The sequence below is a fragment of the Bacillus sp. FSL K6-1012 genome (genome assembly GCF_037964915.1).
GTDB lineage: Bacteria > Bacillota > Bacilli > Bacillales > Bacillaceae > Bacillus > Bacillus halotolerans.
In genome coordinates this window covers 993,404-1,018,468 of record NZ_CP150175.1, presented here as the reverse complement: position 1 = coordinate 1,018,468, position 25,065 = coordinate 993,404, and the positions used below count along the sequence as shown (strand labels likewise).

The following is a 25,065-nucleotide window of genomic DNA, read 5'->3' as shown; positions in this document are numbered from 1 at the left end:
TCTTTAAGAAGAAAGTTTTGTAAGAGTTTTCGTCTTGGAAGTTTGTTTTAGAGCAAGAATAGTGAATTTAAGCGTTATGATCGCTTTAGGAGGAAATTTCATGTTAGAAGGTAAAGTAAAATGGTTCAACTCTGAAAAAGGTTTCGGATTCATCGAAGTAGAAGGTCAAGACGATGTATTCGTTCATTTCTCTGCTATTCAAGGCGAAGGCTTCAAAACTTTAGAAGAAGGCCAATCAGTTTCTTTCGAAATCGTTGAAGGAAACCGTGGACCACAAGCTGCTAACGTTACTAAAGAAGCGTAAGCATAAATTGATAATAAAAACTGCAGGTGCAAGCCTGCAGTTCTTATTTTAAAGAAAAAGCTGTTTTGCTTATGCAAAACAGCTTTTTTCATTAGTTCGCAATATCCCGTTTCATAAAGATTCCGAAAGCAAGCAACAGAAAGACGACAAAGTAAATCGCCAGCATCACAATAGAAAAAGTGATTGTCATCCCTTCCACTAACGGTGTTCCTTCTACATACTGCATCAGATCAACATTGGCAAATAAAATATACTTCGCCCAGTCAAACTTCATCGCCATAAATGTAGTGGCTGTCGTGCCCGTTACCAATAAAAAGATAGAAAACCCTACAGCAAGAGAGCTGTTTCTGAATACTGCGGACAGCATAAATGCCATCGTAGCCAGCATTAAAGCCGCAACAGATTCTGAGAGATACGTTTTGGCCAAATATCCTAACATGTTTTGTTCCAATACATGACCATCTTTATAGATTAAATGAACATTCGCGGCAGTGTCCCCGCCTGTTCCAAAAAAGACCAGTCCCAGCAAAGTTGAACCTATAAATAAAATAAACAGCAATAAGAGACCAAATAAAAGAACGGTAATATATTTAGAAAGCAGAATTTGAAAACGGCTGAGCGGCCGAATCATTAACAGCTTAACCGTACCCCAGTTAAATTCGTTTGCGACGATGCCAGCTGCAATTATAATCGTGAACAGCCCAGTAAGGATTGTAAAACCGGCAGAATCCGTTACATAAGACCAAACGGTATATCCAGTGTCACTCGGGATATTATGTTCAATGCGATAGTTATTGATTGTAATCGTTTCTTCATATTGTCCTTTTAGGGAAGGATCTTCCTTCATCGCCTTCTTCAAATCAGCATTTTGTGCTTGAAGCGTTTCTTTCCACTTCGGATTTGCTTCATCGGTTGAAAAGTGGTTTGTTAAAAATGCCCACCCGATCATTGTCAAAGCCAGGATTCCGATCATCACCCATGTTCCGACACGGCTGAAAATTTTGATCCACTCATTATAAATCAAATTAAGCATGTTGAACCTCCTCTTTTGCTTCGCCTGTGATTTCTAAGAAACGATCCTCTAATGATTTTGTAATCACTTTGACTTCATAAATGCGGATTTGCTGCATGACCAGCAATTCAATGACTGCAGGGACGTCCTCTTTAGCCAGTTTGATTTCCAAACCGTTTGTCTTGATTACCGAATCATATTCTTTTAGAATCGCAGCAGCTTCTTTCGGCTGCTCCACATGGAAGAAATATGTATCCTTTTCATCAGTTATTTCATCTCTTACATTCTGAATATCGATAAGTTTTCCTTTTTGGATAATCGCAATTCGGTCACACATTAGTTCCATTTCTGACAGCAGATGGCTTGATACGATGACAGACATTCCTCTTTCTCGCGTCAGCTTCTTTAAATGGTCTCTGATTTCTCTGATTCCCGCCGGATCAAGGCCGTTAGTCGGTTCATCCAAAATCAGCACTTTCGGATCGTGCAGAAGGCATTGTGCCAAGCCGAGACGCTGTCTCATTCCCAGAGAGTAGGTTTTCACTTTATCATGGATTCTTTCTTTGAGGCCTACCAGTTCTACCACTTCATCAATTTTTTCCTTCGTGACACCCTTTACCATCCTTGCGTATTGCTGGAGATTTTTATATCCGCTTAAGAATTTATACAGCTCTGGATTCTCTACAATAGCCCCGATATGTTTGATTGCCTTGGCATAATCTTTTGTGATTGATTGGCCGCAAATGAGCACGTCACCTTGTGACAGCTTCATTAAACCGACCATCATTCTGATTGTCGTCGTTTTCCCTGCTCCGTTTGGTCCCAGAAATCCAAATACTTCGCCTTCGCGAATCGTAAAGCTCAGATGATCAATGATCGTCCGGCCTCTGATGTTTTTTGTCACATTTTTTAATTCCAATACTGTTTTCATCAAATTCCTCCTCTTTCTAGTAAACTTCCATATTCGTTTTAAACCATTGCAGCACGGACATACCTTCCTGCTCGCGAATCTCTTCTACATCACGCTGTGCCATTTTTTCTCCGTCGGCGAGCACGATGACCTCGTCAAGCAGGATTTCAATTTCATCAATTTCGTGTGTCGCAATGACAACGATCTGCTGCTCAAAATCAATATAAGAAACGAGGCTGTTTACGATTGAATCCCTGACCATTGGATCAAGACCGGAAAAAGGCTCATCCAGCAGAATGACGGAAGCTTTTCTTGATAGTGCCAGCACGATTTTAAGACGGCCTCGATTTCCCTTAGAAAGCTGCTTTATCTTTTTTTCAGGCTTCAGCTGCATTTCCTCAAGCAGCTGATAGGCTTTTTCCATCTGAAAGTCAGGGAACTGTGATTCGTAAAAATCGAGCATATCTTTCACCGTAAATCCGGGATAAAACATGTCTAACTCTGTTAGATAAGCCGTCTGCTTGATCATGTCTCTTGTTACAGGCTGTTCACCCGCTTTTACTGAACCTGTAGTAGGAAACATCAATCCGGCGATTAATTTCAAGGTTGTCGATTTCCCGCTGCCATTCGAGCCCAAAAATCCGTAAATTTTTCCCGGATATAAAGTGAATGATATATTGTTTAGCGCCGTGTGGCCGCCGTATCTCTTAGACACATTGTCAAATACAATATTCATTCCTGTCCTCCTCCCGTGTATTTTTTAATGCCTGCCAACATTTCTTCTTTTGTTAATCCCAGCTCTGCCATTTGATGAATAAAGCTTTCAAACACTTCACGGGTAAGCCTCTCTTTCAGTTCATCCACGAGTTCAGCTTTGTCAGCGATAAACGTCCCTTGCCCTCTTCTTGTCTCCACAATTCCCAGCCTTTCCATTTCACTGTAGGTTCTTTGAATCGTATTCGGATTTACTTTTGTTTGAATTGCCATTTCTCTGACAGACGGCAGCTTGTCTCCGGGAACAAGCTCCTGTCTGACCAGCCTGTAAAAGATTTGATCAGCAATTTGCAAATAAATCGGTTTAGAGGATTGAAAGTCTTGTCTCATGTTCTCTACACCTCAACTTTTCGCTGCAGGAGCCTGGAAGCCAGAAAAAGAAATACAGCTGCCAAAACCAGCATGACTATAATAGACGGATAGGGAAGATGGAAGATGTTTAATTCCACGCTCCACCCTAAGGATCCCTTGTATGTAAAACCGACATCTCCATACGTTGTGAAATAATACAGTTTATCCAGCTGTGTCAGCCAAGGCATGATCAAATGGTCCTCTACATAAAACCACCCTATCCCCAGTAACATACAAATGAACCAGCGAAACCGTCTGATGAAGGAAGAACTCGATTTTAAAGAATGAAACACATTCCACAGCAGGATCACCGCACAGGAAAGATAAGCAGTAAATACCAGCCCATAAAGATTAAAGATCAGTATAGTGCCTGCAAGCGGAACTTGATCAGCAATGAGCGCTTTTGAGTCAAGGTACTGATAAAGAAAGACTCCATAAACTGAAATCAAAAACTGAAAAATAAATTGATAGACAAGACCGGTAGTCAGCTTCGAGAGTAAAAGCGCAGCTGCGCCGTTTGGATTATATAACCATAGCTGATTTTTCCCCTCTACACGAAGACTATTGTAGATCAGCAAAGGAGCTAAAAACACTTGAAAAATGGCAAGCATTACCCAGCATCCAAAAGCAGCTAAAGGTTCTTCAGTCAATCGTTCCAATAAAAAGCTTCCGGCAGCTAAAAGTATGACTGCACCGAGACATGCAAAAAACCGCATTTTTGACAGTCTCAGATCCTTTTTTACTAAACCCCAAAACGGTTTCATTGTTTTTCCTCCTAAAAACACTTATGAAGTGTATGACTCAAATAGTACACTAGAACTTTCTGAAATACAACATATTCCATGGATTTATTTTATAAAAAACCAAGTTTTATGCATTTAAACAGCATAAAAAAAGCAAACCCGCCATGAGTAAACGGATTTGCCTTTGATATTATTTCTTTTTATTTTTCATGGAGAGCAGCGCATCACGATAACTGCTGTCCTGCATTTTGTCACTTTTTTCAGTGACCTCTTTGTCTTTCTGATCTTCCTCAGAATGCTTAAACTTTTGAAGCGCCTGCCTGTAGAAGTCATCCCCAATTGAGTCACTTTTCTCTTTTTCAGAGTCAGTTTTTACAACGGCTGGGACATGCTCAGCAGCCCGTGCTTCAGCAGGGTATTGTGCTTCGTTTTCTTCCTCTTCTGGAGGGGCGATTTTTTCAGCTGTTTCTCGCTTCTCGAGTCCAGCAGAGGCGTTGCGGACGTTATACGTGATAAGGCCCGCAATCACAATGACAGCAGCAATAATTGCTATAATAATGGCCATTTTAACCTCTCCTTACTGTCCGGCTGTTAAGTTTCCTGTGACTTGGCTGACGCGTCTTCCTAATGCGCGGCCCAGCTGGATACCTTCCTCAGACATTAACTCATCACTGTCTACCGGGCAAGTGACGCCCGCTCCGTAGTAAGAACCGTACAGCGCGTTTTCAGGCACATTGCCAGGCAGACCGACAACAATCATCCCTTGGTGGAACATTGGCGTGATTAAGTTGTGCATTGTCATTTCCAAGCCGCCGTGTGTTGTTGCCGTTGTGCAGAATACTGCGCCGACTTTGTTGATCAGCTCGCCTTCAGCCCATAAGTAGCCGAGTCTGTCGATCCAAGTTTTCAGACCTGCACTGATTGTTCCGAAATGCCCGGGGCATCCCCAAATAATCGCGTCCATGTCTTTAAGCTTGCGGATATCCGCCTGATCTACGTGGTCGATGAATACTTCAGCCGCGTCGTTTTCCCGAGCGCCTTCAGCAATCGCTTCTGCCAATACCTTTGTATGTTCGCCTTCACTGTCATACACTACATAAATTTTCATTCAGGAAACCTCCCTGTACAGTTTAAGATTCCTTAACTTCTTTTGGAGCCGGAAGCAATGAAAGCTCCTCTTTTTTCTTTTTCTCCGCACGCAATTTATCTTTTCTGACATCACGCAGGAAAAGACTGAGAATCACACCTGCCACACAGAATAATGTCGCCCACATAAAGGCGTCATTAATCCCCATGACGTTTGAATCGAGTGTCGCGTGTTTATAAATATGTGAGTAAACATACGTTTTCGCTGTTTCATAAGGCACATTCATATTCACCATTATATTCGAAACTGCATTTTGGAACGCATGGAGGAAGTTCGGGTCCGCCGTGCTTGTTTTATCTGCAATTTGTGAATAATGGAATGTCGTGCGGTTTGTATAAATCGTCGTAATTAAGCTTGTTCCAATTGATCCGCTGATTTGGCGGAGCGTGTTGCTCATCGCCGTTCCGTGACTGTTCAGACGGGCAGGAAGCTGGTTCATCCCGGCTGTCATGACAGGCATCATTAAGAGTGACATACCGAATGCGCGAATTGAGTATACAAGCATAATGTGTGTATACGGTGTATCGATGGTCAATTGCGTATATTGGAATGTTGTCACCACTGTCACGACCAGACCGATAATCGCAAGCGGTCTCGGGCCGAATTTATCAAACAAAATACCTGAAATCGGTGACATGATCAGCATCACGATCGCACCCGGAAGCAGAAGCAGACCGGATTGAAGCGCCGTAAATCCGACCAGGTTTTGCAGATAGATCGGTAACAGGAACATACCAGTGTAAAGTGCCACTGTAATAATGATATTAATAACACTTGAGAGTGAGAAAATGTCGTATTTAAACACTCTGAAATCAAGCATCGGATCATCATGGCGCAATTGCTGAACAACAAAAGCAATAATTGCAATGACGCCGATTATAACTGTAGACAGTACAACAGGGTCGGTCCAGCCGTCAGAACCCGCTTCACTGACTCCGTATAATAAGGATGCGAAACCGACAATTGAGAGGATCGCTCCAAGTGTGTCAAGTTTGATTTTTTGCGGCTCCACCAGATTCTTAAAGATGAAGAAAGCCACGATGATAACAATTGCGCCGATCGGCACAAGTCCGTAAAACATGATGCGCCATGTGTAATGCTCAATAATCCACCCAGAAAGAGTCGGGCCGACCGCTGGAGCAAACATCATCGCAAGTCCGAAAATCCCCATTCCTTTCCCCCTGCTTTCAGGCGGGAAGATTAACAGAATGGTTGTCATAACGAGCGGCTGCAAGATACCTCCGCCCACGGCCTGGATCAAACGGCCGATCAGCATTACAGAGAAGTTAGGTGCGATACCGCAGACTAACGTACCGAGCGTAAAACAGAACATGGCGACGAGAAAGAGACTCCGTTGGCCAAAACGTGTAATCAGGAAGGCAGATAACGGAATCAATACGCCGTTAACAAGCATGTAACCTGTTGTCAGCCACTGAATCGTCGTTGCACTTACGCCAAATTCAGTCATTAAGTGCGGCATTGCGACGTTAAGCAATGTTTGGTTTAGTATTGCCAAAAACAAACCCGCCATTAGCACAATCAGCAATGTCATAGGGCTTTTTGTATTTTTTTCTTTGCCTGTAGCCATCTAAGACAACCTCCTTTCATGGTTTGATGACTGATCTGTTTTACTCAGAAATTTTAACAGATGCATTCATACCTGGAAGCACCTTATCAGATGGGTTTTTGATTGAAATTTTAACAGGAACTTTTTGCGTTACTTTTGTGTAGTTTCCGCTTGAATTTGTAGATGGAAGCATATCAAAAGTTGAGTTCGTCGCATAGCCAATTTCTTCTACAGTACCGTCAAAAGTTGTATCAGGATCTCCGTCAACTACTACGTCTACACTATTTCCTACTTCAACATCCGCAATATCTGTTTCTTTAATATTTGCTGTGATGTACAGGTTGTCCATGTCAATCGTTTGCGCAATTGTTGTACCAGCCTGTACGGTTTGTCCGTTTTTCACTTCGTTTTTCACAATTGTTCCATCCATGATGGATTTCACATCAACCGTTTGTTCACCTTTGATTTTTGCAACTGTATCGCCTTTTTTCACTGTTTTTCCTTCTTCAAGATCCCAGTCGGATACTTTACCTGCTGCTGGAGCTGAGATAGCTGCCATATCGCCGGCTACTTTTGCTTCATCTGTTTTTACGTAGTTTGTGCTTTGATAATAGTAGTAAGCACCTCCGCCTATAATTGCAAGAACAACAATCAAACCGATAATGTTGGTCAGAATTAAACGTCCTCTGTTCATTTTGTTTTTCTCCTTTCGTTTCTTCCTCTATCATTTTGTGGAAAGCTGGTGAAAATATGTGGGAAGTTTTCAATTACCGCTTTTTTCTGCACAGCCTTCAGCGAGCTTAGATAAACTCCCGGCAAGCTTACGCAAATATTGAAGCTGAGACGTGTCAAGCTTCTGATACAGGCTCGCGCCCATTTTTGCGTATTGCACAGCGGCTTTCTGTAAAAGTTTTTCCCCCTCTTCGGTTAACTGAATCATGACGATACGGCGGTCATCCGGACTGTCATATCGATTCATCAATTGCCGGTTATATAGGATATCGGTCATCCGGGTCACAGAAGCAGGCTTAAGATCAAGAGACATGGCCAGCTTGCTGAGCGGCGTGCTTCCGGTTTGATGAATTTTAAACATCAGTAAATATTGAAGGACTGTAATATCAAAAGGCTCAAGCACAATCTCCAATATCTTCTTCTGTTTTTTATAGATAGACCGAGACGTATCGAAGAGCTGTTCAAAAGTGAGCAAAGCACGTTCTGATTCAGTCAACTCCTTTTCACCTCATTCCTCAATAATAGTTCACAAGATAAAATATTAATAAATGAAAGAAGATTTGTCAAAGGAAAAATTCCTTTTTTCTTCTTATTTTTTTCGTAATCGCTTTCTTACTTTTTTTAAATAAAAAAAAGCCCTGAAATGGGCTCTTCACTAGGATAATTGATGGCTGATGCCAGTTTCTTCATTTCTGAAAAAGTTCTTCAGCGCCTGAAAAACGTCTGACTTCTGCTTTAAAATATAGTACTTGAATTTCTCGTCTTTCACATTTTTATAAGCCGACATTAACGTCGAGTGTCTATTGTATTGATTAACCTCGCCATAACAGAACAAATTCGCTTTCTTCATAATATCATTCACCAATTTCACGCACCGGGCATTATCAGATGTGAGATTGTCGCCGTCGGAGAAATGAAAAGGGTAAATATTATAACGGGCGGGGCTGTATTTTTCATCGATCAGCTCAAGCGACTTTCGATATACGGAAGAACAGATTGTTCCGCCGCTTTCTCCCTTTGAAAAGAAATCTTCCTCAGACACAACTTTTGCTTCTGTATGATGGGCAATAAATTCAATTTCAACTGTTTCATATTTCGTCCGTAAAAAGCGGGTCATCCAGAAAAAGAAGCTTCTCGCCATGTACTTTTCCCACACGCCCATACTGCCGCTCGTATCCATCATTGCTAACACGACAGCTTTTGACTCAGGCTTCGTGACATCATTCCATGTTTTATATTTTAAGTCCTCCGGATAAATCGGATAGAAAGACGGCTTCCCTGTCATCGCGTTGCGTTTAAAAGCCGACATCATTGTTCTTTTCTTATCAATATTACCGGTTAACCCTGTTTTACGGATATCGTTAAACTCAATATCCGTGTGGATGATATTATCTCTTTCTTTTTGCTGAAGATTCGGAAGCTCTAATTCTTTGAAGAGCGCTTCTTCTAAATCCATTAGTGAAACTTCTGCTTCATAATAATCCTCGCCTGCCTGATCTCCGGCTCCCTGGCCTTTACCCGGCCCCTGCTTTTTGTCTGATCCGTCCCGGGCTACAACATCTCCAACCTGGCTGTCGCCGTCCCCTTGCCCTACATGTTTATTTTTATCGTAGTTATAGCGGATTTTATACTCATCCAGTGATCGGATTGGAATTTTCACTACATCTTTGCCGTTAGACATAATAATGCTTTCCTCGGTTACGAGATCCGGGAGATTGTTTTTTATGGCTTCCTGTACTTTTTTTTGGTGGCGCTGCTGGTCATCGAAGCCTTTGCGATGGAGGGACCAGTTTTCCTCAGAAATTAAAAAATGGCCGCTGTCATTTTGGGACATGAATTCCCCTCCTTAACCATTTGTGGTCGTGATACATACCTATTCCGGCTTGTGCCAGATTATGAAACAAGTCTTTCGAAAAGATTTATATTCATCATATGCGCATAAGTACAGTTAATTGACAAACTATTTAGAAAATGGTACAAAACAACCCGCCCTGTTCGGACGGGTCACTTGCTTATCGGTTCAGCAGGCTGCCGACGTATTTCAGCAGCTCATTGGCACTCGTCGAGTTGTAGCCGTGCTCATCAATTAAACGGGCTACGACTTCATTTACTTTCTTCAGCTGCTGCTCATCAGGCGTTTTCGTTGAGGTCGTAATTTTAACGACATCCTTCAAATCAGCAAACAATTTTTTTTGAATGGCTTCACGCAGTCTTTCGTGGGAATTGTAGTCAAACCGCTTTCCTTTTCTCGCATAAGCGGAGATGCGGATTAAGATTTCTTCGCGGAACGCTTTTTTCGCGTTTTCGGAAATGCCGATCTGTTCTTCGATCGATCTCATCAGCTTTTCGTCCGGATTCATTTCTTCCCCTGTCAAAGGATCACGCAGCTTATTTTTATTGCAATAAGCCTCTACGTTGTCGAGATAATTATCCATGAGCGTTTTGGCTGATTCTTCATATGAATACACAAACGCTTTTTGGACTTCCTTCTTCGCAATATCATCATATTCCTTACGGGCTGCAGAAATAAAATTCAAGTACCGCTCCCGATCCTCGTTTGAAATAGACGGATGCTGATCAAGTCCTTCTTTTAAAGAACGGAGAACATCAAGGGAATTGATCGACTCCATATTTTTTCTGATAATGGTTGAAGAAATGCGGTTGATCACGTAGCGCGGGTCAATTCCGCTCATCCCCTCATCATTATATTCTTTCTTCATGTCCTCAACGTCTACTGAATTAAAGCCTTCCACACTTTCTCCGTCATACAGTCTCATTTTCTTCACCAGATCAATATCAGACCGCTTCGGCTCTTTTAATCTCGTAAGGATTGAAAACATCGCGGCGACCTTAAGGGTGTGAGGAGCAATATGAACATCCGATACATCACTTTCTGCGATCATTTTTTCATAAATTCTTTCTTCCTCAGACACTTTTAAGTTATAAGGAACAGGCATCACAATAATTCTGGAGTGCAAGGCTTCGTTTTTCTTATTAGAAATAAATGAGCGATACTCCGTTTCATTCGTGTGAGCTACGATCAGCTCATCAGCAGAAATTAACGCAAATCGCCCGGCTTTAAAATTCCCTTCCTGTGTCAGTGAGAGCAAATGCCAGAGAAACTTCTCATCACATTTCAGCATCTCCTGAAACTCCATCATGCCTCGGTTCGCCTTGTTCAGCTCTCCGTCAAACCGGTAGGCGCGCGGATCAGATTCAGAACCGTACTCGGCAATGGTTGAAAAATCAATACTTCCCGTCAAATCGGCAATATCCTGAGATTTCGGGTCAGACGGGCTGAAGGTGCCGATTCCCGTACGCTTATCCTCAGAAAAGAAGATCCGTTCCACCCTCACATCTTCAATACGCCCTCCGTACTCTTCCTCCAGCCTCATCACATTTAATGGTGACAGACTTCCTTCTATTCTAATGCCGTATTCTCTGTAAAAATCCTCCCGCAAATGATGAGGGATTAAATGAAGGGGGTCCTCGTGCATCGGGCAGCCTTTAATCGCGTATACAGCACCATTATCCGTCAGCGTGTACGCTTCAAGACCTTTTTTGAGCATCGTGACCAGCGTTGATTTACCGCCGCTCACAGGGCCCATTAAAAGTAGAATCCGCTTTCTGACATCAAGCCTTTTCGCTGCCGGATGAAAATATTCTTCCACAAGGCGCTCGAGGGATTCTTCAAGCCCGAACAGCTCGCGGTCAAAAAAGCTGTACTTCTTCCGTCCGTCAATCTCCTCTATCCCGCTGTCTTTTATCATATTAAAAACACGAGAATGAGCAGATTGCGCGACCATTGGATTCTCTTTAATAATCTCCAAATAATCAGCGAATGTTCCTTCCCATTTCAGACGCTGCTCTTCCTCTCTGTACTTTTCAATTTTCTTTAATATATCCATAAGGACCTCCTCTATCATGTTTGATGCGCTGTGCAAAAAAAGGTACTTTGATACAATCTATGCCGTCAGCTCGTGATACATGCTTTGGTTTCTTAAAAATAAAGATACCTTATACAGCGTTGACAAGGCAGACTGCGTGCGTTCATAATAAAGAAAATACAGAATCATCCAGACTCGGACAGCAGGAAAAATTGAAGAGGGGGAGAGACGGTGAAAACAATCATCATGATGGGAGTCATTGTCACTTTTTTAGTATCAATTTTTACCGCAGGGTACGATAGCAAGGCGGGAAAAGAATAAAAAGAAAAGGGTGCTCCCTCCTGAGAGCACCCTTTTTCTTTGTAACAGAACAGTGTTTTACAACTTAATTCTTTTCATCATTTTTGAATGCTGATCGCATTCGCATTTGTTTTCAAACTCAACTGTGCCGATTTTACAGCCTGGCCCGATAACAACTTCTTTCCCTCTGACAACCGCCGCCTCGGTATTTTCCAAATAGATTTTATCTCCTTCAATCAGCTCCGCAGTTAGTTTCGCTTTTTTTCGCGTAAAAAAGCGCGCACGTTTTTTTACAGTAATGGACGTTCCGCCTATTTCCCGAACCCGGCTGGCATCATGGCTCAATCCGATATCAATCTCGCCTGCATTCAACAAACCTGTTACGTCCACACAGCCAGTGATATGAAACGATTCGATTTCACAATCGCCTTTCACGCTGAGCTTTCCTTTTGCTTCGCACGAATCCCCTGCCATATTGCCGCCGATCTCAGTCAGACCCTTCAGCTTTAATCGGCCAACATGAAGAGCGCCTCTGACTTGCATCGTCCCATATATGCTGATTTTGTCCGCAGTCAAATCGCCTTCAAACTCGCTTTCTCCGAATACTTTCAGCCGTTCAGTCTCCGCGTTCCCGAGAAAACGGCCTGTGCCGTATATGCGGCAGCCTGCAGCGGACAGTCCTTCTCCAACCGTACCTTCACCTTTGATGCTGACATGGTGATAGGCACCTCCCGCAGCGTGCCCGGCACCATATAATTTTAAATTCCCTAATTTTACTGTTTCCATATGATCCTCCTTACATTCTTGTGTACATGCCTACCGAAGCGTTCGGATCACAAGTATAATCACCGCTGTATTCCACGGTCTCAATCCGGCAGTTCGGACCGATTTTCACTGTGTTTCCCCGCACAGTCTTGGCGTTCGTGTTTGTCAGCTCAATCACGTCCCCCTCGATCAGTTCAGCCGTTAACACAGGAGTCGGCATCAGCTTCAGCAATGTCAGCATCCCTTTTCTGCCCGTCACTTGAAGATGGCGGCAGCCGATTTCCCGCACATAACTCTCTCCGGAAGAAAGCTTGATATTCACCTGATCAGCATTTAAAAGACCGCTGACTATGCATTTCCCTTCGGTCTGAAATCTTTCCGTTTCACAATCAGCTTCCATGACCGCCTTTCCGGTGATCACAATGTCATCAGCCTTGACTGTTCCGCCAAATGTTGACGATCCCGCAACCTTCAATTGTTTAGCGGCGGTATCACCTTGAATAAAGCCTGTTCCATTCATGCGGATGGATTCTGCTTCAACATCCCCATGAATTTTCCCTGAACCGCTGATGGTTACTGTTTTTGCCTTGACGCTCCCATCCGCTTTACCGGTCCCGTTAAATGAAAAAGAGTCACACTCCACGTCTCCGGCCACGGTTCCGCTGCCATTAATCTCAACTGATTGAAATTTTCCGCCCTTTGAACTCCCCGTACCGTTTATCACCAGATTATCCATTATTTCCATTGATGGCCCTCCTGCATATATTTTGTCTTTAGTTCCTCTGAAGCATTTGCTAAATCCACTCTTTCGACAATCTTGACGGACGACTCAAAAAGGATGCTGTCTGCGGCAGCCGCTATAAAACAAGTCGTTACACCCAGCTTGCGTAAAATGATCAGTTCCGTCTGCTTCTTGATCTCCGCTGTATCATACTTCCTCAATACCTCAGCAGCCATTTTCGCTTCTTCCAAGCTGACATTTCCGGATTGTAAAAGCCCTTCAAGCACATACAGCGACAACAGATCCCGAGAAGAAAACACCGTGTCTGCTCCGCCTTCTGAAAAGACATGCAGAGCCGGCTTTGATATCAAACCTTTCGTCAGCAATTCATCAGCTGTCATGCTCACATCCTTCATTTTCGGTGACAGCATCTCCCGCATCTCATCCAAAGACAAATTTTCTTTCATCTTTTGAATGATTGAAATGCGCTTTAAAATATCCTCTCTAGGAAAAAACGTCTCTTGCCCTGTAAATGTGGATTTACGTATAAACCACTCCTCAGGGATTAAATTTTTTCGTTTCCATCGATACAGCTGACCGTATGAGATGGATGTTTCTTCAAGCAATTCTTTTTTAGAGATTAATTGATCTTCCATAAGTCCAGCTCCTTTGATGGATACATTGTAACATAACACTGTTACGTTGTTAAGCCTAAAATAACAAAACACAGTTCTATAAAAAAAACCCGCCCATACACATGAGCGGGTTTTTCACTATTTTAAATCTCGGTAATTTTGCTGACGCAGCGCCTCATACACAAGAATCGCTGCGGTATTGGACAGATTTAGCGATCTGACATGCTCTGTCATCGGAAGGCGCAGGCATCGGTCCATATTATTTTGAATTAATTCCTTTGGCAAGCCGCTTGTTTCTCTTCCGAACACAAAGAAATAATCCTCGTCAATATCCGTGTAGTCAAAAGATGTATGCGGCTTTTGGCCGAATTTCGTGATGAAGAAAAACTGCCCTTTTTTATATGCCTCAAACAATTCTTCTAACGAGTCATGATACACTACGTTTACAAACTCCCAATAATCAAGTCCGGCGCGCTTCAGCATTTTATCATCTGTTGAAAAGCCGAGCGGACGAATCAGGTGGAGCGTTGTATCTGTTGCTGCGCAAGTACGTGCGATATTCCCTGTATTAGCAGGAATTTCTGGTTGATATAAAACGACATGTAATGCCACTGTGTTCACCTCTATTTTTCTTATCCGCCCATCATTATATCATTAATTACTCTTTTGTCGTATCATCAACGATATGAAAAAAGGCATATCGGATAGACGGTGTGTATGCAGTTGAATCCTCGTATGACCAATACCTCATCCGGCTGTCATAGGACTGGGCGTTGACAAGCGGCATATTGCCTTTGTCCTTCGCCACCACAATCGTTGTATGATTAAACCGGCCGTCTCCCTCAAAATCATAGCAAATCACATCACCCGGCACCAGCTCTTCCGCTGATTTCACCCGAACCGCCCGAAGGCCGGCCTTGGAATTCGTCAAATACATTTTCATCGAGTGCGCCACCGTCCAGCTATAGCTCCAAGAGCTTTGTTTCATCCACCAGCCAGATCCTCTGTTCGGGTGACCGCGCATTGGCGCTCCTCCTGCATGAAGACACTGAGAAATAAAATTCGTACAATTATCGCTGAAATTCTTATAAGCCGGATTACGCTTGTTCCAATATTTTTCGGCATATTGTACCGCTCCGAGCCGGTCATATTGAAAAGCTCGGCCAAACGCTTCCCTTTCTTCCTGTGAATAGTCAATAATGCTTTGGCCTTCACTAAACCCCGCCGGTTTTTTTATCACTTCCTGATCCTTAATCAGAATTTGATCATAAACAAAAGCGACTCTTTCTTCTATCTGCTCTTCCATATACAGACTGTCATCCTGCTCCTTGTATAGATATTCGAAGTGTATGATATACCTGATGCATGCGGTTCCGTCATCCTCAACCTGCACATAGTCTATGACAGCTTTTGCTTTCGCTTTTATCATCTCAATCTTACGTTTTTCCAGAAGCTTTTTCTTTCGTTCCATGACTTCCAGGTCTCCGACTTGAGGCTCCTGTCTCAGATCATGCCCGTTGACCAGATAGCTGAGACGCTCCTCCGCTAGTTGTTCTAATATGTGCTTCAAGCTCACCCCACCCGACATACTTTTTTATAGAGAAAAAACACTTGGCTGCATCTCAAGTGTTTTTTCCTTCTGCTCTATACGTATGTCAGGACAAGACTTATTTAGTCATGCCGGCTTTTAGCAATTCAATTCCTTTTTCAATTTCCTGCTTTGCCTCTTCATCATTTTCTTTTTCCAGTGCTTTTTCAAGCTCCTCCGCGTATGTGTTGTCTCCGATTTTCCCGATAGCCCAGGCAGCCGTTCCCCTGATTACCGGGCGCGGATCTTTATGCATAAGCTCCGTCAGTTCAGACAGTGCGGAGGTGTCTTTAAAGTGGGCAAGCGCCAGAATCGCATTCCGCTGAATCGGTTTTTTTCCGCGCCACGAGCCTGAAACATGTCCGAATTTCTCTTTAAATTCACGGTTGCTGATGGTTAAAAGCGGCTTCAATAACGGTTTTGCAATCTCGGGATCCGGTTCCATTTCAGGATGCAGATGAAAATCCTTCCCTTTATTGATTGGACATACCGTTTGGCACGTATCGCATCCATACAGTCGGTTTCCGATTTTCGTGCGGAATTCATCCGGCAAAAATCCTTTTGTCTGGGTCAGAAAAGATATACAGCGCTGAGCGTTAAGCTGCCCAGGGTTCACAAGCGCTCCCGTCGGGCAAGCATCTAAACATTTGGTGCATGATCCGCACATATCCTCAATCGGCACATCCGGCTCGAAAGGTATATTTGTAATCATTTCCGCCAAATACACATAAGACCCGTACTCTGGCGTTGTAATCATACAATTTTTGGCGCTGAACCCAATTCCGGCCCGTTCCGCCACTGCCCGATCAGACAATTCACCCGTATCGACCATTGATTTTGTCCTGATATCCTCATGCTTGCTTCTCAGGAAATCCTCCAGAAGATCGAGCTTTTCCCGCAGGACGTCATGATAGTCCTTTCCCCAGGAGGCTCTGCAAAAAATGCCTCTGCGCTCAGTTCGCGTGCTTCTTGGCGCATCCTTCATTCTCGAAGGATAAGCAAGTGCAATCGCCACGATTGATTTCGCTTTCGGCAAAAGCAGCGTCGGCGTCACTCTTTTTTCAATATCAGGCTCTTCAAAACCGGAAAGATATCCGAGTGACTCCTGAAGAATCAAACGGTCTTTTAAACTGTCAAATGTATCAGCGGTCGTAAAACCGATCTTGTCCACGCCAATGCTTTTCGCGTATTCAATTAATTCTTCTTTCAGCTGATAAACGTTCATGGTTTGCACAGCCTCCTTTCTTTGTGATAAAACAATAAGCCGTTGTATAATAGGTTGATATCCCGTAATTGGAGTGAATGCATGTGAATATCAAACTTGATCCTGTTATTACTGAACGCGCGGCAGGAATAAATGCAGCCGCTGTGATATATGAAAATATTGAAGTCGGATCCTCTCCGCAAATGCTGAAAGGCAGACTTCGTTTATTTCAAGAGTCCCTGTTTTTTGACTATGCGGACGGCGGAATTTCCAGCCAGCCTTACGTCAAAGAATGGCAGACAATCTTTAAGCAGCTTGACCCTTCATTCGAGGGAGAAAAAACGCCGATGGAGCAAATGCTGATCCCGATATCCAAAGAACAATTCATGGAAAGCGAGGATTCAGCCCATGATACCATACATTTTTTCGCGTTAAAATATTCTCTCCCCATTATGATCTATGATGCCGGCAAGCTCCAGGAGCCAGTCCGGATTTCAGTAGGAGAAAAAGATAACATACTGATTTATTCTGATGAAGACGGGGTATTCGGCGATTTCAAAAACAAAGTCAATCAAAAACCCGTCACAGCAGATACAAAAAGCATGCTGCAAATCATCTTTTTCCCGCCATCGATTAAAAAAGAAAACGCCGTTAACCTATTAACATCATTAACGAAAATGTTTGAACAAATTCACGGCGGCTGCCATACAGTACATTGGCTTACGTAAAAGAACACGAGATTCGTGTTCTTTTTCACATAAAAAAACGCAATACTTCGTTTATCTGAGAAACGAAACACTGCGTTAATAACGTATGTATGGAGCGGGTGATGAGAATCGAACTCACGACATCAGCTTGGAAGGCTGAGGTTTTACCACTAAACTACACCCGCATTTATTATTGGCGGTGTCAGCACCGCTTTGACTTTTATTATGTTACACGTTTATTAATTTTTCGTCAAGAGAATATAAAAAATTTGTCGAAAAAAATTTTTATTTTTGTAATATTGTTAAGTTACATTTACATAATGTTAAATAAACTATACAATGGAAGAAAGTGAGAATGTGAAGGTGGCAGACGTCATGATGAAAAATAAAGTGAAAGAGCTCAGAGCGCGTTTCAGCTATTCTCAGGAAAAACTCGGAGAAACGGTCGGCGTCACGAGACAAACGGTAGCAGCAATTGAAAAAGGAGACTATGTTCCCTCACTGTTATTAGCATTAAAAATCTGCAAAGCCTTCTCCATGAAAATGGAGGATGTCTTTTGGCTAGAGGAGGAAGACTAATATGGGCATGAAAACAAAAGCAGCATTTCACCTCGTTTTGTTCGGCCTTGCATGCTGGACACTGATTGCATACTTTGAAGCTTCGGAAGGCATTGAAGCCTTTTTCAGCACAAGGAACGGCCAGATGATGTTTGAAATAAACATCACCCCGTTTATTCTTTTTATTGCGGCAGCTGCAGTTTATATCTATTTACAAAAGAAAAGCCGACCTGCGTCAAAAAATCTCCTGCTGCCAGATGAATTTGAGGAACAGGATGAAAGAGAGCAGATGATGACGGCAAAAGCCTGCCGTGCGTCATATATCGCCGTCTACTTTTCACTGCCTGCCGCCGCTGTCCTGCTCATTTTTTATCCGCTGTTTCAGTCACACATTCCCTTTTTCCCTATTATTATCGTGTTTATCATCATGATCATCCAGCACATATCCTACGTCATTTCCTTCAAGAAAAATGAAAAAAACTCCGGCGCGGTGTAATCGTCCGGAGTTTTTTCTTACCAGCTTGCTTTTTTCACACCCGGAATTTGACCTTTATGCGCCAGCTCCCTAAATGCAATTCTGGACATTTTAAATTTTCTCATATATCCTCTCGGGCGGCCCGTTACCATACAGCGGTTATGGAGTCTTCCCGGTGCTGAATCTCTCGGCAGCTTGCTGAGTGCTTCGTAATCTCCTTTTGCCTTTAACTCTTGTCTGATAGCAACATATTGTTCAACAAGCTTCTGGCGTTTTAATTCTTTTGCCACTTTTGATTTCTTAGCCAAGAAAAAGCCTCCTTTAAATCGTAACATTTACGATTTAAAATGTATCACGATGTATTCTAAAATGCAAGCACACCGCTCGGTAAAACAGACGGCCGAAGCCGTCCATTTTATTTATGCAATTCAACATAATAAAGCAGAGCATCTTTATGTTTGATCAGTTCATTTTTGTTTCCAGTGGTTTTCATTGTACCGTTAGAATCCTTTATGCTGCTGCCGATCAATATCGGTTTCCCGAAAGAAATTGGCTCTGCTGATGATATATTTTGAGTCATTTCCTGTACAGCGCTGACGTCACGCTGAAACGATGAAGCAGCCGTGCTGCTCCCTTGTTCATCAACAATGCCAAAGTGAACGGTGCTCATTTTTTTCTGCCCTTCCTCATTCTCAAAATAAACAAATTGTAATGTATCGGGATTTTCTTCCGTGTAATCAGCAGTTACCGGACCTATCGTTTCAACAAGCTTTCCGTTTTGGTAATGTTCAATGTACATGTCAGCCTCAGAAATGCTTTCGTTGATATTAGTCACTTCAGCAGCGAATGAATGCGGAGCCGCAATCTTCATTCTGTTTTTTTCAATATCTGAAACATCTGCCTCTTTGATTTCCATGTGCTTCGTATTTCCGCATGCAGACAGCATGACCAACAGAGTAACGGCACTTATAAGTATTTTCAGAAAAAACAGCCCCCTTTTTTGATTATCATACCATGTTCGGAGGCTGTGTTTTCACTTAAACTGACGCATGATTCTCTTTGACAAAATAAGTGTTACCGACGGCTTCTCCTCTTTTTTTCTGAAGCTTCCTTGTCCGCTCATTTTCGAACGGCAAAAGCGGAAAGACGAGCTCTGCAAAATAGTACGCTTCTTCTAAATGAGGATAGCCGGAAAAAATAAATGATTCAATGCCGAGGGCCTGGTACTCCGCTATGCGGTCGGCAATAGTCTGCGGATCTCCGACAAGAGCCGTGCCTGCCCCTCCTCTGACCAGGCCGATACCCGCCCACAGATTCGGGCTGATTTCAAGCTTTGTCCGATCGCCTCGATGAAGCTCCGCCATCCGCTTTTGACCCGAAGAATCAGCACGGCGCAAAGCGTTCTGTGCTTTGGCAATCGTGTCATCATCCAAATGGCTGATTAAACGCTCAGCCGCTTCCCACGCCTCATGTTCTGTTTCACGGGCGATCACATGCAGCCTAATGCCGAACCGCACTGTTCTTCCCTCTTTTTCCGCTTGCTTTTTGACTCTCTCGATCTTTTCTTTTACCTGCTCAGGCGGCTCACCCCACGTTAAATACACATCTGTATGCTTTGCCGCGACTTCAATTCCAGCCTGTGAGGACCCGCCGAAATAGATAGGCGGGTGCGGTGCTTGCCGCGGCGGGAATAGCAGATTGCTGTTTTCCACTTTTATATGGTTTCCTTCATAGGTAACCGTTTCTCCGCGCAAAAGCCCCCGCCAAACAGTTAAAAATTCGTCCGTTGCTTCATAGCGCTCATCATGACTGATAAACAGTCCGTCCCCGGCTAGCTCGTACGGATCGCCCCCTGCCACAACATTAATCAGCAGCCGTCCATCTGAAATGTGATCTAAGGTAGAGGTCATTCTGGCTGCAAGAGAAGGCTGCATTAACCCAGGCCGTACCGCGACTAAAAACTTTAAGTCCTTTGTTTCCCCGGCTAACGCAGCGGCTGTGAGCCAAGGGTCCTCGCACGATCTTCCCGTCGGCAGAAGGACTCCTGTATACCCCAGCCTGTCAGCGGCCTGCGCCACTTGTTTAAAGTATTCATGATCCGCCGTCCGCCCCTCGCTTTCCGACCCTAAATACCTTGCATCTCCATGTGTCGGAATAAACCAAAGAATGTCCATATCAATCTCTCCTTTTCGTCTATTTTCCCTCGTAACTGTTTCTCCACTTTAATAGCTTTCGTTCAAGCAGTCTGACAAAAGAATCCGTCAGCTTTCCAACCACCGCAAAAATGATAATCCCGGCAAACACTTTATTTGTTTGTGAAAATTGTCTGGCATCCATGATCATATAACCGACCCCTGAGCTTGAACCCATCAGCTCCGCTACAACAAGCCCAAGCCATGCAATACCCAGCGATAAGCGAATGCCGAGCAATATATTGGGCAGGGATGCCGGCACAATCACTTTTGTCATCTGCTGGTGCCATTTAAATTCAAGCACCCGGGCAACTTCGAACAGCTTAGCGTCAACTCCGCGAATGCCGTTAAATGTATTGATATACACAGGGAAGAAAGCGCCGAGCGCAATCAGCAAAATTTTAGATATTTCATCAAAACCGAACCATAAAATAAACAGCGGCGTGACAGCCAGATGCGGAACGGTTCTGAGCATTTGCAATGATGGGTCAAGATACAATTCCGTCCGTTTTGAAAATCCGGCCAAAATTCCGATCAATAGTCCAAGCCCCGCACCAAGTACAAAACCAAGCGCTGCCCGGTATATACTGATTTGCAGATGGCCAAAGAGCTCGCCTGTCAAAATGAGCTCTTTAAACGTCAGCAAGATCGCAACAGGTGTAGGGAGCACTGTCGCCGACACGATGCCAAGACTGCCGATCACCTGCCAGATGGCTATGATCACAGCAGGCAGCAGAAGCCCCTTTGCCCACCCGTATTTGATTCTATGGGGCTTTCTTTGTATCGCTTCAGCATTTGCTTTCGGCAGTGAACCTGCAGCCTCTGCTTTCATGATGGATCACCTCCAGAGACTTTTTCCTTTAACGCTTTTTTGATAAATGAATTATCAACAACTTCTCTCACATCAATTTTCTTATCTATCGCTTTTGTTTTAAATTGAAAATCCGCTGTCTCCTGCTGCGCTTTTATAATGTCTTCACTAATAACCTCATTCAGAGGCTCCGTATTTTTCAGCACATTTTCAACGACCTTTTTATCGAGATCTTTTATTTTTGCATACAAGTCAGCCGCTTCATCCGGATGTTCCTTTTGCCATACAACCGCCTGATTAAATACCTTCAGAAAACGGACCACTTCGTCTGGATGTTCCTTAGAGAATGTTGTTCTAACTAATGTAAACCCTGGTGAATATAAATCGGTGCTTTCCCCGTTCACAAGAAGTTTCGCTCCGTGTTTGATTGTTTCTAAGGATAGGTACGGCTCCCAGATGGACCAAGCGTCAACCGAACCGTTTTCAAACGCAGAGGCCGATTCATCAGGCTGCAGCTGAATAATGGTCACGTCATCAGCTGACAAGCCTGATTGATCAAGCGCTTTATACAAAAAGTCAAAGCCGCTGCTGCCTTTCGCTACAGCAATTTTCTTTCCTTTTAAATCTTTGACCTCCTTAATCCCGCTGGCTGGATTCACAAGTATTCCGTTCGCCTTTAATCCGTCCTGAGACAAGCCGATTTCTTTAAAATCAATGCCTGCCGCCTGTCCAGCGATCACTGGTGAATTGCCGACTTGAGAAAAGTCAAGTTTATCTGCTGCAAGCCCTTCAAATTGTGGCGGCCCGCTTTGAAACTCCACCCATTTCACCTTGATGCCTTCTTTTTCAAAAGCCTTTTCAAACCAGCCTTTTTCCTTGGCAATTAAAAGCGGGCTTAAGCTTTGCTGTATTCCGATCCGAATTTCTTTCAATGGTTTTTTATCACCGCTGGCTCCATTTGCTCCGCACCCTGCCAGCAGAAAAAAAATAGATGCCAATACAATGATTCCTTTTTTCATCTCTGCTTCAGCCCTTTCTATATCCCTGATCCTTCTGCATACTCAAAGTCTTCTGTTTTTTCGAATTCCGACAGCACTTTCTGTCTGATCGCTTGGAAATCAGTCGTCGTCCTGTTTCGGGGATAAGTCAGATGAATTGGCATCAGCTTGTGAATTTTTCCCGGTTTAGCTTTTAGGATCGCAATCTCATTCCCTAAATAAACAGATTCATCTATATCATGAGTGACGAGTATCATCGTTGTCTTTTTCCTCCGCCATATATCCAGCAGCACGTCTTGAAGGTGTTTTCGAGTAAACGCGTCTAACGCACCGAACGGTTCATCCAAAAGCAGCACCTCCGGCTCCCGCAGAAGAGCTCGTGCGATGGCCACTCTTTGAGACATACCGCCCGACAGCTCACGCGGATATGCTTTCTCCGATCCTTTTAATCTGACAATCTCGATCAGTTCATCTACCTTCTGTTTGACTTTAGGATCTTTCAAATTCAAATCGGCGGCAATATTCTGCTCAACCGTCAGCCAAGGAAAAAGACGGTGTTCCTGAAAAATAAATCCTTGCTGAATACCTGGTGCAGTCACATAGCGTCCGTTAATTTCGACACTCCCGCTAAAATCAGAATCAAGTCCTGCAATTATCTTTAAAAGTGTGCTTTTTCCGCATCCGCTCGGTCCGATGATCGTTAAAAACTCACCCGGTGCAATTGATAATTGAATATTCTCCAAGACCGTAGTTTGGCGGCCTTCTTGAGCAAATGCTTTTTCCTTGATGTTGATGGTCACAGCCACTTTTATCCCTCTCCTTCTGCCAACCCCGCCTTCTAAAAAAAACAAAAAGGCCCCCATCTCTGTTTTTGTAGAGATGAGAGCCTTCGGCGGTCCGATCAGCTGCCCAATTGTTTTTTGTTTGAATATCATGTTAATTCAAATTATTCCAATATGTCAACTCTTTTTTATTCAACATTTTTTGGATTAATGTTTATCACTTACTTTTCATATTCGCAAATAGCGCTTATTTCTATGAACCCTCGATCATCTCTATTAAACTGTTCTGCCAAGGGTTTTCTGCTTTTTTCAATAGTTTTTATCGTATTATACAAATGATTATTTTATAATCATTATAAAATAATATTGACTTTTTACTTAGAGATGATATTATGTTCTTATCAATTCCAAGAGGTGATGACATGAGTTCAAATAAACTGACAACTAGCTGGGGAGCTCCAGTTGGAGATAATCAAAATTCAATGACTGCCGGTTCTCGCGGACCAACTTTAATCCAAGATGTACACTTACTCGAAAAATTGGCCCATTTTAACAGAGAACGTGTTCCTGAGCGTGTCGTTCATGCTAAAGGTGCAGGCGCACACGGTTATTTTGAAGTGACAAACGATGTAACAAAATATACAAAAGCTGCTTTCTTATCAGAAGTCGGCAAACGCACACCTTTGTTCATCCGTTTCTCAACAGTTGCCGGTGAACTTGGCTCTGCTGACACCGTTCGCGACCCGCGCGGATTTGCTGTTAAGTTTTATACAGAAGAAGGAAACTATGACATCGTCGGCAACAATACGCCGGTATTCTTCATCCGCGATGCGATTAAGTTCCCTGATTTTATCCATACACAAAAAAGAGATCCAAAAACACACTTGAAAAATCCTACAGCTGTATGGGATTTCTGGTCACTTTCACCGGAATCTCTACACCAAGTGACGATCCTGATGTCTGACCGCGGAATTCCTGCTACACTTCGCCACATGCACGGTTTTGGTAGCCATACATTCAAATGGACAAATGCCGAAGGCGAAGGCGTATGGATCAAGTATCACTTTAAAACAGAACAAGGCGTGAAGAACCTTGATGTGAAGACAGCAGCAAAAATTGCCGGTGAAAACCCCGATTATCATACTGAAGATCTGTTCAATGCAATCGAAAACGGCGATTTCCCTGCATGGAAATTATATGTGCAAATCATGCCTTTAGAAGATGCAAATACGTACCGCTTCGATCCGTTTGATGTCACAAAAGTATGGTCTCAAAAAGACTATCCGCTCATTGAAGTCGGCCGTATGGTTCTTGACAGAAATCCGGAAAACTACTTTGCAGAAGTAGAACAAGCAACATTCTCACCTGGAACACTGGTCCCCGGTATTGATGTATCACCGGATAAAATGCTTCAAGGGCGTCTGTTTGCGTATCATGATGCGCATCGCTACCGTGTCGGAGCAAACCACCAGGCCCTGCCGATCAACCGCGCACGCAACGAAGTAAGAAACTATCAGCGTGACGGACAAATGCGCTTTGACAATAACGGCGGCGGCTCCGTCTACTACGAGCCAAACAGCTTCGGCGGACCGACTGAATCACCTGAGGATAAACAAGCGGCTTATCCAGTACAAGGAATGGCTGACAGCGTAAGCTACGATCACAATGATCACTACACACAAGCAGGCGATCTCTACCGTTTAATGAGCGAAGAGGAACGCACACGCCTTGTAGAAAATATCGTAAATGCAATGAAACCAGTAGAAAAAGAAGATATCAAACTCCGCCAAATCGAGCACTTTTACAAAGCTGATCCTGAATACGGAAGACGCGTAGCAGAGGGCTTAGGTTTGCCGATTAAAAAAGAAGTTTAATAGCATAGAAAAAAACCCGCTGTTTATT

Annotated in this window: 28 protein-coding genes, 1 tRNA gene and 1 pseudogene; 5 read left to right on the top strand and 25 right to left on the bottom strand. The window is 43.4% G+C overall.

The annotated features are described in order from the left end of the window. The first annotated feature begins 100 nt into the window (after nt 1-100). Nucleotides 101-304, top strand: coding sequence for a cold shock-like protein CspB (gene cspB / locus NSS75_RS05255; protein WP_010333511.1), 204 nt, complete (start codon nt 101-103; stop codon nt 302-304). A 91-nt stretch (nt 305-395) separates the two neighbouring features. Here the strand turns inward: cspB and NSS75_RS05250 are convergent, their stop codons facing one another. From NSS75_RS05250 to queG, 18 genes and pseudogenes are all read right to left on the bottom strand, one after another. Continuing rightward, nucleotides 396-1,337, bottom strand: coding sequence for an ABC transporter permease (locus NSS75_RS05250; protein WP_101860913.1), 942 nt, complete (start codon nt 1,335-1,337; stop codon nt 396-398). Then, nucleotides 1,330-2,247: an ABC transporter ATP-binding protein gene (locus NSS75_RS05245; RefSeq protein WP_024120697.1), complete on the bottom strand. Its 918-nt coding sequence runs from the start codon at nt 2,245-2,247 to the stop codon at nt 1,330-1,332. Before NSS75_RS05245 ends, NSS75_RS05250 begins: the two co-directional genes overlap by 8 nt. Nucleotides 2,248-2,263: 16 nt before the next feature. Next, entirely contained in the window at nt 2,264-2,962 is a 699-nt protein-coding gene (locus tag NSS75_RS05240) for an ABC transporter ATP-binding protein (protein WP_024120696.1), read from the bottom strand. Then, a complete protein-coding gene (locus NSS75_RS05235; protein WP_024120695.1) occupies nt 2,959-3,330 on the bottom strand; it encodes a GntR family transcriptional regulator in 372 nt (123 codons plus the stop codon). Before NSS75_RS05235 ends, NSS75_RS05240 begins: the two co-directional genes overlap by 4 nt. 5 nt (nt 3,331-3,335) lie before the next feature. After that, nucleotides 3,336-4,115, bottom strand: coding sequence for a hypothetical protein (locus tag NSS75_RS05230; RefSeq protein ID WP_103672355.1), 780 nt, complete (start codon nt 4,113-4,115; stop codon nt 3,336-3,338). Between the two features lie 169 nt (nt 4,116-4,284). Then, nucleotides 4,285-4,659 carry a hypothetical protein gene (locus NSS75_RS05225; protein ID WP_024120693.1) on the bottom strand — a complete coding sequence of 125 codons (375 nt, stop codon included), beginning with the start codon at nt 4,657-4,659 and terminating at the stop codon, nt 4,285-4,287. Between the two features lie 12 nt (nt 4,660-4,671). Continuing rightward, nucleotides 4,672-5,202 carry an NAD(P)H-dependent oxidoreductase gene (locus tag NSS75_RS05220; RefSeq protein WP_003224063.1) on the bottom strand — a complete coding sequence of 177 codons (531 nt, stop codon included), beginning with the start codon at nt 5,200-5,202 and terminating at the stop codon, nt 4,672-4,674. A gap of 22 nt (nt 5,203-5,224) precedes the next feature. Further along, the gene (locus NSS75_RS05215) at nt 5,225-6,829 is read right to left on the bottom strand and encodes an MFS transporter (protein ID WP_024120692.1); all 1,605 of its coding nucleotides are present in this window, start codon (nt 6,827-6,829) and stop codon (nt 5,225-5,227) included. A gap of 40 nt (nt 6,830-6,869) precedes the next feature. After that, nucleotides 6,870-7,536, bottom strand: a pseudogene (locus tag NSS75_RS05210) (HlyD family efflux transporter periplasmic adaptor subunit). A gap of 35 nt (nt 7,537-7,571) precedes the next feature. Beyond that, nucleotides 7,572-8,036: a MarR family transcriptional regulator gene (locus NSS75_RS05205; RefSeq protein ID WP_339236319.1), complete on the bottom strand. Its 465-nt coding sequence runs from the start codon at nt 8,034-8,036 to the stop codon at nt 7,572-7,574. Between the two features lie 159 nt (nt 8,037-8,195). Then, nucleotides 8,196-9,374, bottom strand: a complete 1,179-nt coding sequence (gene yhbH, locus NSS75_RS05200) for a sporulation protein YhbH (RefSeq protein ID WP_095713766.1) — start codon at nt 9,372-9,374, stop codon at nt 8,196-8,198. A 178-nt stretch (nt 9,375-9,552) separates the two neighbouring features. Further along, nucleotides 9,553-11,448 (bottom strand): serine/threonine protein kinase PrkA, encoded by a 1,896-nt coding sequence (prkA, locus tag NSS75_RS05195; protein ID WP_024120689.1) that lies wholly within the window; start codon nt 11,446-11,448, stop codon nt 9,553-9,555. 357 nt (nt 11,449-11,805) lie between these two features. After that, the gene (locus tag NSS75_RS05190; RefSeq protein WP_024120687.1) at nt 11,806-12,513 is read right to left on the bottom strand and encodes a polymer-forming cytoskeletal protein; all 708 of its coding nucleotides are present in this window, start codon (nt 12,511-12,513) and stop codon (nt 11,806-11,808) included. A 10-nt stretch (nt 12,514-12,523) separates the two neighbouring features. After that, entirely contained in the window at nt 12,524-13,237 is a 714-nt protein-coding gene (locus NSS75_RS05185) for a polymer-forming cytoskeletal protein (RefSeq protein ID WP_339236313.1), read from the bottom strand. Then, nucleotides 13,228-13,869: a YhbD family protein gene (locus NSS75_RS05180; RefSeq protein ID WP_059336480.1), complete on the bottom strand. Its 642-nt coding sequence runs from the start codon at nt 13,867-13,869 to the stop codon at nt 13,228-13,230. The genes NSS75_RS05185 and NSS75_RS05180 overlap by 10 nt, the downstream gene beginning before the upstream one ends. 117 nt (nt 13,870-13,986) lie before the next feature. Continuing rightward, complete coding sequence (trmL, locus tag NSS75_RS05175; RefSeq protein ID WP_081638260.1) at nt 13,987-14,469, bottom strand: tRNA (uridine(34)/cytosine(34)/5-carboxymethylaminomethyluridine(34)-2'-O)-methyltransferase TrmL; 483 nt, start codon at nt 14,467-14,469, stop codon at nt 13,987-13,989. Between the two features lie 37 nt (nt 14,470-14,506). Then, nucleotides 14,507-15,436: an amidase domain-containing protein gene (locus NSS75_RS05170; RefSeq protein WP_081638259.1), complete on the bottom strand. Its 930-nt coding sequence runs from the start codon at nt 15,434-15,436 to the stop codon at nt 14,507-14,509. Nucleotides 15,437-15,515: 79 nt separating this feature from the next. Beyond that, entirely contained in the window at nt 15,516-16,661 is a 1,146-nt protein-coding gene (gene queG / locus NSS75_RS05165; RefSeq protein WP_029441191.1) for a tRNA epoxyqueuosine(34) reductase QueG, read from the bottom strand. 83 nt (nt 16,662-16,744) lie between these two features. Between queG and NSS75_RS05160 the strand changes: the two genes are divergently transcribed. Beyond that, nucleotides 16,745-17,368 (top strand): hypothetical protein, encoded by a 624-nt coding sequence (locus tag NSS75_RS05160; protein ID WP_339236308.1) that lies wholly within the window; start codon nt 16,745-16,747, stop codon nt 17,366-17,368. Nucleotides 17,369-17,458: 90 nt separating this feature from the next. On the opposite strand, the gene NSS75_RS05155 is transcribed toward NSS75_RS05160, so the two are convergent. Beyond that, a tRNA-Gly gene (locus NSS75_RS05155) sits at nt 17,459-17,532 on the bottom strand. A gap of 193 nt (nt 17,533-17,725) precedes the next feature. Here NSS75_RS05155 and NSS75_RS05150 point away from each other — a divergent pair. Together NSS75_RS05150 and NSS75_RS05145 are read left to right on the top strand one after the other, a co-directional pair. Further along, nucleotides 17,726-17,926 (top strand): helix-turn-helix transcriptional regulator, encoded by a 201-nt coding sequence (locus NSS75_RS05150; RefSeq protein ID WP_010333491.1) that lies wholly within the window; start codon nt 17,726-17,728, stop codon nt 17,924-17,926. Nucleotide 17,927: 1 nt separating this feature from the next. Next, nucleotides 17,928-18,401 (top strand): hypothetical protein, encoded by a 474-nt coding sequence (locus NSS75_RS05145; RefSeq protein WP_095713775.1) that lies wholly within the window; start codon nt 17,928-17,930, stop codon nt 18,399-18,401. 17 nt (nt 18,402-18,418) lie between these two features. On the opposite strand, the gene rpsN is transcribed toward NSS75_RS05145, so the two are convergent. The 6 genes from rpsN to NSS75_RS05115 form a co-directional block, all read right to left on the bottom strand. Next, nucleotides 18,419-18,688: a 30S ribosomal protein S14 gene (rpsN, locus tag NSS75_RS05140; RefSeq protein ID WP_024120680.1), complete on the bottom strand. Its 270-nt coding sequence runs from the start codon at nt 18,686-18,688 to the stop codon at nt 18,419-18,421. A 107-nt stretch (nt 18,689-18,795) separates the two neighbouring features. Then, nucleotides 18,796-19,326, bottom strand: coding sequence for a hypothetical protein (locus NSS75_RS05135; RefSeq protein WP_213418713.1), 531 nt, complete (start codon nt 19,324-19,326; stop codon nt 18,796-18,798). Nucleotides 19,327-19,417: 91 nt separating this feature from the next. Continuing rightward, entirely contained in the window at nt 19,418-20,554 is a 1,137-nt protein-coding gene (gene ssuD, locus NSS75_RS05130) for an FMNH2-dependent alkanesulfonate monooxygenase (protein ID WP_095713776.1), read from the bottom strand. A gap of 19 nt (nt 20,555-20,573) precedes the next feature. Next, entirely contained in the window at nt 20,574-21,407 is an 834-nt protein-coding gene (locus NSS75_RS05125; protein ID WP_081638258.1) for an ABC transporter permease, read from the bottom strand. Then, complete coding sequence (locus NSS75_RS05120) at nt 21,401-22,402, bottom strand: aliphatic sulfonate ABC transporter substrate-binding protein (RefSeq protein ID WP_095713777.1); 1,002 nt, start codon at nt 22,400-22,402, stop codon at nt 21,401-21,403. The genes NSS75_RS05125 and NSS75_RS05120 overlap by 7 nt, the downstream gene beginning before the upstream one ends. A 17-nt stretch (nt 22,403-22,419) precedes the next feature. Beyond that, nucleotides 22,420-23,187 (bottom strand): ABC transporter ATP-binding protein, encoded by a 768-nt coding sequence (locus tag NSS75_RS05115; protein ID WP_095713778.1) that lies wholly within the window; start codon nt 23,185-23,187, stop codon nt 22,420-22,422. 398 nt (nt 23,188-23,585) lie between these two features. On the opposite strand from NSS75_RS05115, the gene katA reads away from it, so the two are divergent. Next, a complete protein-coding gene (katA, locus tag NSS75_RS05110; RefSeq protein ID WP_095713780.1) occupies nt 23,586-25,037 on the top strand; it encodes a catalase KatA in 1,452 nt (483 codons plus the stop codon). Nucleotides 25,038-25,065: the final 28 nt, after the last annotated feature.